This is a genomic window from Pseudomonas sp. N-1-13 (genome assembly GCF_057787095.1).
Map to the genome: position 1 here is coordinate 4,407,858 of NZ_JBYNRI010000001.1, position 12,511 is coordinate 4,420,368.

The 12,511-nt window shown below is 58.7% G+C and carries 9 protein-coding genes, 4 tRNA genes and 1 riboswitch; of the genes, 2 read left to right on the forward strand and 11 right to left on the reverse strand.

Features of this window, described 5'->3' with window-relative positions:
- Positions 1–33: 33 nt before the first annotated feature.
- The 3 genes from AC3I65_RS19800 to AC3I65_RS19810 all read right to left on the reverse strand — a co-directional run bounded on the left by AC3I65_RS19800 (position 34) and on the right by AC3I65_RS19810 (position 2,762).
- The gene (locus AC3I65_RS19800) at positions 34–552 is read right to left on the reverse strand and encodes a toxin-activating lysine-acyltransferase (protein ID WP_160893179.1); all 519 of its coding nucleotides are present in this window, start codon (positions 550–552) and stop codon (positions 34–36) included.
- Positions 553–561: 9 nt separating this feature from the next.
- Positions 562–2,223 carry a ShlB/FhaC/HecB family hemolysin secretion/activation protein gene (locus AC3I65_RS19805; RefSeq protein WP_488524326.1) on the reverse strand — a complete coding sequence of 554 codons (1,662 nt, stop codon included), beginning with the start codon at positions 2,221–2,223 and terminating at the stop codon, positions 562–564.
- Positions 2,224–2,685: 462 nt separating this feature from the next.
- A tRNA-Arg gene (locus AC3I65_RS19810) sits at positions 2,686–2,762 on the reverse strand.
- Between the two features lie 525 nt (positions 2,763–3,287).
- Here AC3I65_RS19810 and AC3I65_RS19815 point away from each other — a divergent pair.
- Positions 3,288–3,614, forward strand: a complete 327-nt coding sequence (locus tag AC3I65_RS19815) for an Arc family DNA-binding protein (RefSeq protein ID WP_047228772.1) — start codon at positions 3,288–3,290, stop codon at positions 3,612–3,614.
- Positions 3,615–3,735: 121 nt separating this feature from the next.
- On the opposite strand, the gene mgtE is transcribed toward AC3I65_RS19815, so the two are convergent.
- Complete coding sequence (gene mgtE / locus AC3I65_RS19820; RefSeq protein WP_047228773.1) at positions 3,736–5,178, reverse strand: magnesium transporter; 1,443 nt, start codon at positions 5,176–5,178, stop codon at positions 3,736–3,738.
- 322 nt (positions 5,179–5,500) lie between these two features.
- Between mgtE and AC3I65_RS19825 the strand changes: the two genes are divergently transcribed.
- Positions 5,501–6,025 (forward strand): cell envelope protein SmpA, encoded by a 525-nt coding sequence (locus tag AC3I65_RS19825; protein ID WP_488524091.1) that lies wholly within the window; start codon positions 5,501–5,503, stop codon positions 6,023–6,025.
- Between the two features lie 19 nt (positions 6,026–6,044).
- Here AC3I65_RS19825 and AC3I65_RS19830 read toward each other — a convergent pair.
- The 7 genes from AC3I65_RS19830 to ltaE all read right to left on the reverse strand — a co-directional run bounded on the left by AC3I65_RS19830 (position 6,045) and on the right by ltaE (position 12,009).
- Positions 6,045–6,121 (reverse strand) — tRNA-Arg (locus AC3I65_RS19830).
- 72 nt (positions 6,122–6,193) lie between these two features.
- A tRNA-Arg gene (locus AC3I65_RS19835) sits at positions 6,194–6,270 on the reverse strand.
- Positions 6,271–6,378: 108 nt separating this feature from the next.
- Positions 6,379–6,469: transfer RNA gene (locus AC3I65_RS19840), tRNA-Ser, on the reverse strand.
- Between the two features lie 62 nt (positions 6,470–6,531).
- On the reverse strand, positions 6,532–6,720 hold the full coding sequence (csrA, locus tag AC3I65_RS19845) for a carbon storage regulator CsrA (protein WP_003178872.1): 189 nt from the start codon (positions 6,718–6,720) through the stop codon (positions 6,532–6,534).
- Positions 6,721–6,902: 182 nt separating this feature from the next.
- The gene (locus AC3I65_RS19850; RefSeq protein ID WP_047228775.1) at positions 6,903–8,144 is read right to left on the reverse strand and encodes an aspartate kinase; all 1,242 of its coding nucleotides are present in this window, start codon (positions 8,142–8,144) and stop codon (positions 6,903–6,905) included.
- An 89-nt stretch (positions 8,145–8,233) separates the two neighbouring features.
- Positions 8,234–10,858, reverse strand: a complete 2,625-nt coding sequence (gene alaS, locus AC3I65_RS19855) for an alanine--tRNA ligase (protein ID WP_047228776.1) — start codon at positions 10,856–10,858, stop codon at positions 8,234–8,236.
- Between the two features lie 146 nt (positions 10,859–11,004).
- Positions 11,005–12,009 carry a low-specificity L-threonine aldolase gene (gene ltaE / locus AC3I65_RS19860; protein WP_188251974.1) on the reverse strand — a complete coding sequence of 335 codons (1,005 nt, stop codon included), beginning with the start codon at positions 12,007–12,009 and terminating at the stop codon, positions 11,005–11,007.
- Between the two features lie 263 nt (positions 12,010–12,272).
- Positions 12,273–12,440, forward strand: a riboswitch (FMN riboswitch).
- Positions 12,441–12,511: the final 71 nt, after the last annotated feature.

A 12,511-nucleotide genomic window follows, 5' to 3' on the forward strand; every position in this document is an offset into this window, starting at 1 on the left:
TGCGGTGACTGCCCGCAAGTCCTGAGGTTGGGGTTACGGTGCAATTGCCAGCGGATGAGCGGCAAACCAGGCCTTGGCCTGTTCAGGGATGACGCCGATCCCTTGGAAGGTCTTGACCTGCAGGCCGCGCTCTTCACCTCGGTGATAGAGGGCGCGCGCGCAACGATTGGGGAACAAATGACGCTGCAGCAACCGGCTCAATGCAGCGGTATGGCCAAAAGGAGCAACCCAGTCGTTCAACCAGAGACGCTCGCCGCTATTCCAGTCCGCTTCGGTCAGCGCCAGCGGCGACTGCTGCAAATAGCGCTGTTCGGCGGCCTCGTCGAAGTTGAGCCAGGACAGGTAGAACACCGGTTTGCCCTGTTCACTGCCGAGCACGAACTGGCGATGCTTGAGAGCTGGCAACAACAGCGTTGGCAAAGTGTGTAATGGTGCATCGCGATGGGCTTTGGAGTGCATCCACAGCCATGTGGCCGAGCCGAACACCGCGGCTTCGTTCCAGGGTTCATCGATCAGGCCGGGGGCCGTGATGTCTAGCGTCTCGAACTGCATGGGATCACCTCAGAATGACCAGATGACATTGAAGGCACTGGTCACGTTTGCTGTCTCGAAGCCATCGGGCTTTTTCAGCGGTGTGCCGAATGACCAGTCGTATGACAGGCCTTTGTAGCCGCCACGGATGCCCACCACGCCCCCCGCCAGGCGCTGGCCAATCAGGAACTCACTGGCTTGACCGCTGACCTCGCCGTAGTCGATACCGGCATAAAGCTCCTGGCCGGTCTGCCCCAACGACAGGCCGACTTCGTTGCGTAATGTCCAGCCACGGTCGGCGGAAAGAATGTTTTCACCATCGAAGCCGCGCACGCTGTAGCGCCCACCGATCGAGAAACGGTCCTGGGGCACCAGGGACGTACGATTCCACTGCGCACGCCAGCCGCCGATGTAGCGCAGGCGCTGGTTACCCGCCACGAACGGCACTTGCAATTGAGCATCGGCGGTGATGATCTGCGAGCGCGAAGTGCCGGCATCAAAATCTTCCTCAGGGGCCTTGAGCGCGTTATGGGCACCCGTGCCGCGACGATAGGCGGCCCCCAGGTCAAGGGTCGAGGCGCCGATAAACTCGCGATGGTTCAGCCCGAACTGCCAGCCGGCCATGCGCCGTTTCTGGTTGCCGATTTGGGTGTCGTCGATGAAGTTCTCCGACGAACGCGTCCACAGACTGCCCCAGGCGGAGGTCTTGCGAACGGCATCGCGGTAAAGCAGACGTGACAGGCGCAACTCGTTGTGGCGACTTTCGCCACGGTACAGATAGGTCTGGGTGGCACCGGCGACAGACTGTTCGTAGTCATATTCACTCGTGGTAAAACCCAGCTGCCAATAACCGAACGGCAGCGAGTAATGCAGGGTATTGCCGTCGGAGCCGCGCTGCCCGGACTCGCCACCGCCCAGGTCATGGTTGACGCTGGCGTAGAACAGGTCGTTGAGCGACAGCAGATTGTCGAGGGACAACGAGACGTTACCTTGGTACTTGCCGGTGGTCTTGCTGCCCGAGTTATCCACCGACAAGCTCACGCGAGCCGGAAACCGCTGACTCCAAGCGATCACTACGTCGCTTTCACCAGGCTTGGCGTCGGCAGCGCGGGCAGGTGCGATCTGGATGTCGGCCTCGGCGGTGGGTACGCGCTTGAAGTTCTCCAGTGCCTGTTCGATATCGCGCAGGTTGAGCAGATCACCGGGGCGGGCGGGCATCGCGTTCCAGGCATTGGCGCGGGAGCTGGTGCCCTCGTCAAAACGAATCTCGCGAATGCGCCCCGGCACCAGGGTCAGTACCAGAACTCCACTGTTCAGATCCTGGGCTTCAGCAAGCACACGGGTGGTGACGTAGCCGGCTTCGATGATCGCATTCTGCATGCGCTTCATCGTCAGATTGATCCCGGCGCCGCCCAAACACCGACCCAGGGCGGGATCATGCTTGGGGTTGGCGGCGCGCAGCGCCCACTGAAATTTTTCCGACGCCTCGCCTATCAGACGGATATCGTCGATGGCAAAGCAAGGGCTTTCCTTGTCCGGCAAACGTTCGGCCCCCTCGGTCACCGGCGCCGCCTGAAGGCGTACGTCCGGCCGAGACTCCAATTGGTCACGCAGAACGCGCTCGCGCTCGCGCTGGCGCAGCAACTCCTCTTCAGGCCCTGCCGCCTGTGCAACGCCCCCCGCCCCCAACATCCACGCCGCCAGGAAAAACAACGAGAGATTCCTGGGGTTACATGGAAACGAACGGGGCGCGCCCTCAAGACGGCGAGCAGCGCTCGGCTTAAGCGTTCGACAGAATGCTGCTCGGTGCATGTCACATCCTTGTGGCCGGAATAAAAGGCACGGTGGGTCAGCCCGCCGGGACAGCAGTGCACTGACTCAAATAAAAAAGAGATACGCGTCCCGCTCGTAGCGAAGGAAAAGTCCTACAAACTACCGAGACGGTCAGATAGCAAAGGGGGGGATAAGTTTCACACTGCCGGATTAGTTGATACAGATTCGTAGAAAAATGGGGAATCAGTCACAACAATGAGGAAATGGGATTGGTTGAGGCGGCCACGTAAGGCCTGACCTGCGAGTTCAAGCCATTGATAATTTGCGCAAAGGGCCCGCAAGAGAGGAAGCGTTGATTCGCTGAATCATGGGATTGGAAGGTGGTGTCCCAGGGCAGGTTCGAACTGCCAACCTTCCCCTTAGGAGGGGGATGCTCTATCCAATTGAGCTACTGAGACACAAGTCGACCACGAGAAACGCGGTGCGTTGGACGGCGTGCATGTTAACGGTCAGCCTGGCGTTTGTCATGTCGTCCATGGCTTTTTAAGTGTAGGCAGATGTACCGCTCGCCAAGTCTCCCATCGTAGCCCCCGGACCGGACCGCCGCTCATCTGGCCCCACCCTGCTCATTCTAGTAAATCGGCAAATCGCCACTATCCTATACAATACAAGGACAGCATCGCGCCGCCGCCTGCGTCATGGTTATCCGCCAGACGGTATGGCACATCGACACGATGCAGTGGTCACAAGATGCGGACCTGGAAATTTTTCCAACCAGTCCGCATTTTTGACGAAGGGTACTGGCATAACGCCTTTACGCGGATCAATATTTGTCACAGAATTGGCGCCAATGATCTGGCAATTTTGAGGCATGATGCGGGCCTCTTAACAATTCAGGTTGAACATTTGGCTAAGGGGCTTGTCCTATCGACATCCTGCGGCCAATCCCGAGAACCGCTCCCCTGAACTAACCGGTTAAATATATGCGCCCAATGAAACAGGCAATTTATTCCAGCCGTACGGCTGACAAGTTCGTCGTACGTCTGCCAGACGGAATGCGGGAACGCATTGCCGAGGTGGCTCGCAATCATCACCGCAGCATGAACTCCGAAATCATCGCGCGCCTTGAGCAAAGCCTTATTCAGGAAGGTGCGTTGGGTGAAGAGCTCAGCATGCGACTGGACAGCCCAGAGCTGTCACTGCATGAACGCGAGCTGCTTCAACGATTCCGACAACTCTCTCATCGCCAGCAAAACGCTCTCGTTTCGCTGATTGCCCATGACGTAGAAATGACCGCAGACGCGTCCTGATAGCATCCAAGATATTGAAGCCAGCCTTGTGCTGGCTTTTTTTTGCCTGGCATTTGGTGACAGAGATTTCCGGCGCCCACGAAAAAGCCCGCCAAATTGGCGGGCTTTCTTGAAGCGCGAATCAGAGCAGGAAAATCGTCGCCAACCCCAGGAAGATGAAAAATCCGCCGCTGTCGGTCATGGCGGTAATCATCACGCTGGCCCCCATGGCGGGGTCACGCCCCATTCGAGCCAGGGTCATGGGAATCAATACCCCCATCAAGGCCGCCAACAACAAGTTGAGCGTCATCGCGGCGGTCATCACCACTCCCAGCGACCAACTGCCATACAGCAGGTATGCCACCACGCCGATCACACCACCCCAAACCAGACCGTTGATCAAGCCCACGGCCAGTTCCTTGCGCATCAATCGCGATGTATTGCCGGTACTGACCTGGTCCAGCGCCATGGCGCGGACGATCATGGTAATGGTCTGGTTGCCGGAGTTACCGCCAATCCCCGCAACGATAGGCATCAGCGCCGCAAGGGCCACCAGTTTTTCGATGGAACCTTCGAACAAGCCGATCACCCGGGACGCGATGAAAGCCGTGATCAAATTGACCGCCAGCCAGGCCCAACGGTTACGCAGGGACTTCCAGACCGAGGCGAAGATGTCTTCCTCTTCGCGCAGACCGGCCATGTTGAGGACTTCGCTTTCGCTCTCCTCACGAATCAGGTCGACCATTTCGTCGATGGTCAGACGGCCGATCAACTTGCCGTTCTTGTCGACAACGGGCGCAGAAATCAAATCGTAACGTTCGAACGCCTGGGCCGCATCGTAGGCATCTTCGTCCGGATGAAAACTCACCGGATCACTGGCCATGACCTCGGCTACCTGCTTTTCCGGATCATTGACGAGCAATCGCTTGATAGGCAGCACGCCCTTAAGCACACCGTCGTAGTCCACCACAAAGAGCTTGTCGGTATGCCCCGGCAACTCCTTGAGACGGCGCAGATAACGCAATACCACTTCAAGACTGACATCCTCACGGATGGTCACCATCTCGAAGTCCATCAGCGCACCGACCTGCTCCTCGTCATAGGACAACGCCGAACGCACGCGCTCGCGCTGTTGGCCGTCGAGGGTTTCCATCAGTTCGTGGATAACGTCCCGTGGCAGTTCGGGCGCAAGGTCGGCGAGTTCGTCGGCGTCCATTTCCTTGGCCGCCGCCAGCAGCTCGTGATCATCCATGTCAGCGATCAGGGTTTCACGAACCGAGTCGGACACTTCAAGCAGGATGTCACCGTCACGATCCGCCTGGACCAACTGCCAGACCGTCAGACGCTCTTCCAGCGGCAAGGCTTCAAGGATGTAGGCGACGTCGGCGGAGTGCAGGTCATCGAGCTTGCGTTGCAGCTCGACGAGATTCTGCCGGTGGACCAGGTTCTCGACCAGGTCGTGATGCGGGCCTTCCTGGCGATGCGTCAGGTCTTCGACCACCCGCTGGCGATGCAGCAGCTCAACGACTTGAGCAAGGCGATCCTGAAGGCTTTCCTGCGTTTTCTTTACTTCTATTTCGGTCATAGGCGAACTCCACTCCCAGCAGTGGAGCACGCCGGAAGGATCAATCAGTCAGTTCATGATTGGTAAAACGAGATATTGAGTAACTACTGGGTAAGTCCATGGGATATTCCACAAGCCCCGGCGGGGCTGACGGGCGCAATCATACACCGCTTGACGCTTTAAAACGTTAAAAAATCATGGCAAGAACAAGCGCTTGCGAGACATACCTGAACGCAGATTGAACCTCTATGCCTACGACGACTTATCCTGAAAAGAAAACACACGCCCCGGTAAAAATGTAGCGGCTAACCTTCTTTTCTTCACCGTCAAGGAGGACGTCAGGATGCTCGTCAGTCGCTACCTGTTTTTACTCGCTGCCCTGCCCTGCCTGCCTTTGGGGGCTGCCGGGCAAAGCGTGCATCGCTGCGAAAATACCGCCGGGCACGTGACCTTTACCACCCTGAGTTGCCGACAGGAAGAAACCCTGTCACTTCAGCAGATCCATCCGACCAGCCCGGGCAGGGCCGAGCCAATGACAGAGGCCATGCTGCCCGAAGCAGAGTTTCGGCAAACATTCGGCAACAAAGCCAACCGCAAGGAACCGACTGTTGTCGGCCAACTCGAAGACCGCTGTGGCAACCTGCTCAATGCCAGACAACGCCGCGAAGCGATCATGAACCGGCGAGTCGTCAGTGGCATGAGCCAGCAGGACGTGGAAAGCGCCCTGGGCAGACCCGACTCGGTCAAGATCAGGAATTCGAGCACGCGATATACCTACAAAGCGAAAAAAGGTCGCAGCGCAGAGATCGTGTTCGATGAGAAAGGGTGCGTGAAAGGCAAATCACAGACAGCAAAAAGCCCGCGTTAAACGCGGGCTTTTTGGTGTTTGGTGCACTCGACAGGATTCGAACCTGTGACCGCTCGGTTCGTAGCCGAGTACTCTATCCAGCTGAGCTACGAGTGCAAGTTGTGGTTTTATACCAGATCACAACTGGTTGAAGCCAAGTTATTTGCATCACTGCAAAAAACTCTTAAATGGTGCACTCGACAGGATTCGAACCTGTGACCGCTCGGTTCGTAGCCGAGTACTCTATCCAGCTGAGCTACGAGTGCATTTGTTGCCGCGCATTATAGGTCGCCGAATCTTTTTGTAAAGCGCTTTTTTTCAGTAATTTCAATAACTTACCGATAAAGCCAGATTACGTCGCACTAAATAAATAATGGCGGAGAACGGGGGATTCGAACCCCCGACACCCTTTTGAGGTGTACTCCCTTAGCAGGGGAGCGCCTTCGGCCACTCGGCCAGCTCTCCGCAACACGGGGCGTATATTAACCACCTTCATCCCCGTTTGCAAACATAAAAAACGATAAAAATTAATGGCTTGGTTCGTCGTCCTTCTCTTTCTTGATACGCAGGTAAATTTCCTCTCGGTGCACCGCGACCTCTTTCGGGGCGTTGACGCCAATACGCACTTGATTTCCTTTGACGCCGAGCACGGTCACGGTGATTTCGCCATCGCCAATAATCAGGCTCTCTGCGCACCGACGAGTCAGAATCAGCATACCTTTCTCCTCACGCAATTCAGTTCAGGGACAACAGTCTGCAAAAAAAGGCGTAGGCCCTACGAACCGAAACGGTCGCAGCCTACAAGCCTAGTATTGACCAGCGCGAGCAAAAGAACAGTTTTGGAGCGCGCCTTTCAGAAAAACAAAGGGCGCGGTAAACCGCGCCCCAAGACAACGCCTTACTCGCCCTGTCGGGCAGCAGCGTCGAGTTCGAAAGCCGTGTGCAGGGCGCGCACGGCCAGTTCCAGGTACTTCTCTTCGATGACCACGGAAACCTTGATTTCCGAAGTAGAGATCATCTGGATGTTGATGCTTTCCTTGGCCAGGGATTCGAACATACGGCTGGCCACGCCTGCGTGAGAGCGCATGCCGACACCGACGATCGAGACCTTGGCGATCTTGGTATCACCCACCACTTCCCGGGCACCAATCTCGTCAGCAGTCTTTTTCAGCACCGCTTCAGCGGCCTGGTAGTCGTTGCGGTGCACGGTGAAGGTGAAGTCGGTGGTGTTATCGTGCGCGACGTTCTGCACGATCATGTCGACTTCGATGTTCGCGGCACTGATCGGGCCGAGAATCTTGAACGCCACGCCGGGGGTGTCTGGCACGCCACGGATGGTCAGCTTGGCTTCATCGCGGTTGAAAGCGATGCCGGAAATGATCGGCTGTTCCATGGATTCCTCTTCATCAATAGTAATGAGGGTGCCCGGACCCTCTTTGAAGCTGTGCAGAACGCGCAGCGGAACGTTGTACTTGCCAGCGAATTCGACGGCCCGGATCTGCAGCACCTTGGAACCGAGGCTGGCCATTTCCAGCATCTCTTCGAAGGTGATCTTGTCCAGGCGCTGAGCCACAGGCACCACCCGTGGGTCGGTGGTGTAGACACCATCCACATCGGTGTAGATCTGGCATTCGTCAGCCTTGAGTGCCGCCGCCAGCGCCACGCCCGTGGTATCGGAACCGCCACGGCCGAGAGTGGTGATATTGCCGTGCTCGTCCACACCCTGGAAACCGGCGACCACCACGACGCGACCGGCCTTCAGGTCGCCGCGAATTTTCTGATCGTCGATCTGCAGAATACGCGCTTTATTGTGCGCGCTGTCCGTCAGGATACGAACCTGGTTGCCGGTGTAGGACACCGCCGGCACACCCCGCTTGATCAGCGCCATGGCCAGCAAGGCGATGGTCACCTGCTCGCCAGTGGAAACGATCACATCCAGTTCGCGCGGAACCGGCTGTTGGTCGCCGCTGATTTGCTTGGCCAGATCGATCAGACGGTTGGTCTCGCCGCTCATTGCCGACAGCACAACCACCAGGTCATCGCCCGCTTCACGGAATTTCTTAACCTTGTCGGCGACTTGTTCGATTCTCTCGACAGTACCGACCGAGGTGCCTCCAAATTTCTGTACGATCAAAGCCATTTCAAAGCCGCCTCTGCCCATGAAGGGCGCCCAATAATCACTCAACAGCGACCGGAGTCGTCACTAGACGACGACCCCGGAGCACTGCCTTAAATACCCTGCTCTACAAATGCAACGGTTTGGGCCAGTGCTGCGTCCAGCGCGCCGGCGTCGGTGCCGCCGCCTTGCGCCATGTCCGGACGACCACCACCCTTGCCGCCCACTGCCGCAGCGGCCTGCTTCATCAAATCACCGGCTTTGAGTTGGCCAGTCAGGTCTTTGGTCACGCCTGCGACGAGAACGACCTTTTCCTCATGGACACTGCCGAGCAGGATCACTGCGCGGCCGAGTTTGTTTTTCAGTTGATCGACCAGCGCCAACAGTGCCTTGCCGTCCTGGCCATCCAGGCGCGCGGCCAACACTTTCACGCCCTTGACGTCCACGGCCTGGGCCGACAGATCGTCGCCCGCGGCGCTGGCAGCCTTGGCCTGCAACTGCTCGAGTTGCTTTTCCAGCAGACGGTTGCGCTCCAGCACAGCCGAGAGCTTGTCGATCAGGTTGTCACGGCTGCCCTTGATCAGGCTCGCCGCTTCCTTGAGTTGTTCTTCGGCGGCGTTGAGGTACGCCAGGGCCGCCGCGCCGGTGACCGCTTCGATGCGACGCACACCAGAAGCCACACCGCCTTCGCTGATGATCTTCAGTAGGCCGATGTCACCGGTCCGGTTGGCATGGATACCACCGCACAGCTCCACGGAGAAATCGCCGCCCATGCTCAGCACACGGACGCTGTCGCCGTACTTCTCGCCAAACAGCGCCATGGCGCCCTTGCGCTTGGCGGTCTCGATGTCGGTTTCTTCGGTCTCGACCGGCGAATTCTTGCGGATCTCGGCGTTGACGATGTCTTCCAGCGCCTTGAGTTGCTCAGGCTTGATAGCCTCGAAATGGCTGAAGTCAAAGCGCAAGCGCTGACTGTCCACCAAAGAGCCTTTCTGCTGAACATGCTCGCCCAGTACCTGACGCAACGCGGCATGCAGCAAGTGCGTAGCCGAGTGGTTCAGCGAGGTGGCGTGACGAACCTCGGCGTCGACATGCGCGGCTACCGGAGCGGCAATCATCAGGCTGCCCGAGGCCAATACGCCGTGGTGCAGGAATGCGCCGCCGGTCTTGGTGGTGTCTCGCACATCGAAACGCGAGTTGCCGGCCTGCAGGTAACCGCTGTCACCGATCTGTCCGCCGGATTCGGCGTAGAACGGCGTCTGGTCCAGCACGATCACCCCTTCCTGGCCTTCGCTCAGGATGTCGACCGACTGCCCGTCCTTATAGATAGCCACGATCTTGGCCGAACCGGTCGTGGCGGCGTAGCCGGTGAATTCGGTGGCCACGTCAACCTTGACCAGGCTGTTGTAGTCCATGCCGAAGGAGCTGGCGGAACGCGCGCGCACTCGCTGGGCTTCCATCTCGCGCTCGAAACCTTCCTCGTCGAGGGTCAGGTTGCGTTCGCGGGCGATGTCGCCCGTCAGGTCCATCGGGAAACCGTATGTGTCGTACAACTTGAACACGACATCGCCCGGTACCACGTTGCCCTTGAGCTCGGCCAAATCCTGCTCGAGGATCTTCAACCCCTGCTCCAGGGTTTTGGCGAACTGCTCTTCCTCACCCTTGAGCACGCGCTCGATGTGGGCCTGCTGGGATTTGAGTTCCGGGAAGGCCTCGCCCATTTCGGCCACCAGGGCCGCGACGATCTGATAGAAGAAGCTGCCCTTGGCGCCCAGCTTGTTGCCGTGACGGCAGGCGCGACGAATGATCCGACGCAACACATAGCCGCGGCCTTCGTTGGACGGCAACACACCATCGGCAATCAGGAAGCCGCAGGAACGGATATGGTCGGCCACCACTTTGAGCGAAGCCTGGTTGTCGTTACTGCAACCGATGGCCTTGGCCGAAGCACTCAACAGGCTCTGGAACAGGTCGATTTCGTAGTTGGAGTGAACGTGCTGCAACACCGCACTGATCCGCTCCAGGCCCATGCCGGTGTCGACCGACGGCGCTGGCAACGGATGCAACACGCCATCGGCGGTGCGGTTGAACTGCATGAAGACGTTGTTCCAGATCTCGATGTAGCGGTCGCCATCTTCTTCCGGCGAGCCGGGTGGGCCGCCCCAGATGTCGGCGCCGTGATCGTAGAAAATCTCGGTGCAAGGGCCGCACGGGCCGGTGTCGCCCATGGTCCAGAAGTTATCGGAAGCGTATGGCGCGCCCTTGTTGTCGCCAATGCGCACCATGCGTTCAGCCGGGACACCGACCTCTTTGGTCCAGATGTCATAAGCCTCGTCATCGCTGGCGTAGACCGTTACCCAGAGCTTCTCCTTGGGCAGGTTCAGCCACTTGTCGGAGGTCAGGAAGGTCCAGGCAAAGGTGATGGCGTCGCGCTTGAAATAATCACCGAAGCTGAAGTTACCCAGCATTTCGAAGAAGGTGTGGTGACGAGCGGTATAGCCGACGTTTTCCAGGTCGTTGTGCTTGCCGCCGGCGCGCACGCATTTCTGGCTGCTGACGGCACGGGTGTAGGCACGTTTTTCCTGGCCCAGGAAGCAGTCCTTGAACTGGTTCATCCCCGCGTTGGTGAACAGCAGGGTCGGGTCGTTGCCCGGAATCAAAGAGCTGGAGGCTACTCGGGTGTGGCCTTGCTCTTCGAAGAAGCGAAGGAAGGCTTCACGGATTTCTGCGCTTTTCATTAGGTTCTTCCACGGAGGCTGCGGCCAAAGGCCTGTGCAAAACGTCAACAGACGAAGCAACGGCAAAGGGCCGCATTATATCGGCCCTTCGCGTGGGGTACAGCGTGTTTATGCGATAGAAACTGTCAATTGGGCCGCTTGGCGGGTCAGTTACGGGAAAAGTCGACGAAAGAGCGGATCACTTCGTCGATTTGCGCGGCGCTGACATCCATGTGGGTCACCATTCGCAGGCGTGGCGCTGCGCTGAGCTTGATACCACGCTCGGCGGCAAACGCCCTGATGGCCTCGGCCCGCTCGCCCATCTGCACGTAGACCATGTTGGTCTGCACCGGCTCGACCTCGTAACCCGCCCCACGCAAGCCCTCGGCAAGCCGCTGGGCATTGGCGTGGTCATCGGCCAGGCGCTGGACCTGATGATCCAGGGCATACAACCCCGCCGCAGCCAGGATCCCGGCCTGGCGCATACCCCCGCCCACCATCTTGCGCAGCCGGCGCGCCTTGCCGATCAGTTCGACGCTGCCGCAGAGGACCGAGCCAACGGGAGCGCCAAGGCCCTTGGACAGGCACACCGACACCGAATCGAAATGTTGGGTGATCTCCCGGGCATCGACGTTCAACTTGACCGCGGCGTTGTACAGCCGCGCGCCGTCAAGGTGCAACGCCAGGCCGTGCTCGCGCGTGAAACGCCGGGCCCGGGCCAGATAGTCCAGCGGCAGGACCTTGCCTTGCATGGTGTTTTCCAGCGCCAGCAGGCGAGTACGGGCGAAGTGGAAGTCATCGGCTTTGATCGCGGCAGCAACTTGCTCCAGGTCCAGAGAGCCGTCCGCTTGCACGTCAAGGGGTTGCGGCTGGATTGAACCCAGTACCGCCGCCCCGCCGCCTTCGTATTTATAGGTGTGAGCCTGCTGGCCAACGATGTATTCATCACCACGCTCGCAATGGGCCATCAGCCCCAGCAAGTTGCTCATGGTGCCGGTGGGTACGAACAGCGCCGCGGCAAAGCCCAGGCGCCCGGCCAGTTCGGCCTCGAGGCGATTGACGGTCGGATCTTCGCCATACACATCGTCGCCGGTCGGCGCGCTGGCCATCGCATCCAGCATGGCGGCGGAAGGTTGGGTGACGGTGTCGCTGCGAAGATCGATAACGCTCATGAATCTGGCCTCGGGTGCGGGTGGGGGGAATTCCCTTTCGAAGGTCAATTACTGCGGTCATGGCGACGATTAATCAAGACCAGTCGAAGGAAAAGATCACCTGCACCTGAAGATCTCTCAGAACACCTGTGGGAGCGAGCTTGCTCGCGATGGCGGCAGCGCATCCAACATCAATGCAATCTGAACCACCGCTATCGCGAGCAAGCTCGCTCCCACAGGGGTTATGTGTTAAAAATCCTGCGCCGCCAAAAACCATGGCGGCGAAACGTTCTCAGGGCGGGGTGCAATTCCCCACCGGCGGTAATTGCACGCAAGGTGCATAGCCCGCGAGCGCTTGGCGATACACGGCTTTTGCGGTGTAGCGTCAAGGTCAGCAGACCCGGTGTGATTCCGGGGCCGACGGTCATAGTCCGGATGAAGAGAGAACGGGATCGGCACCCAAGGGCCGTCTGCGACTGTCTGCGCGCGACGCACCCTCGAATCCCCTTCGATTCATGACGCC

Bases quoted from the DNA above. Each gene is read 5' to 3' on its own strand.
- AC3I65_RS19825 (WP_488524091.1), top strand. From the start codon at position 5,501: ATGCTCGTCAGTCGCTACCTGTTTTTACTCGCTGCCCTGCCCTGCCTG.
- mgtE (WP_047228773.1), bottom strand. From the start codon at position 5,178: ATGACCGAAATAGAAGTAAAGAAAACGCAGGAAAGCCTTCAGGATCGC.
- csrA (WP_003178872.1), bottom strand. From the start codon at position 6,720: ATGCTGATTCTGACTCGTCGGTGCGCAGAGAGCCTGATTATTGGCGAT.
- alaS (WP_047228776.1), bottom strand. From the start codon at position 10,858: ATGAAAAGCGCAGAAATCCGTGAAGCCTTCCTTCGCTTCTTCGAAGAG.
- ltaE (WP_188251974.1), bottom strand. From the start codon at position 12,009: ATGAGCGTTATCGATCTTCGCAGCGACACCGTCACCCAACCTTCCGCC.
- AC3I65_RS19850 (WP_047228775.1), bottom strand. From the start codon at position 8,144: ATGGCTTTGATCGTACAGAAATTTGGAGGCACCTCGGTCGGTACTGTC.
- AC3I65_RS19800 (WP_160893179.1), bottom strand. From the start codon at position 552: ATGCAGTTCGAGACGCTAGACATCACGGCCCCCGGCCTGATCGATGAA.
- AC3I65_RS19815 (WP_047228772.1), top strand. From the start codon at position 3,288: ATGCGCCCAATGAAACAGGCAATTTATTCCAGCCGTACGGCTGACAAG.
- AC3I65_RS19805 (WP_488524326.1), bottom strand. From the start codon at position 2,223: ATGTTGGGGGCGGGGGGCGTTGCACAGGCGGCAGGGCCTGAAGAGGAG.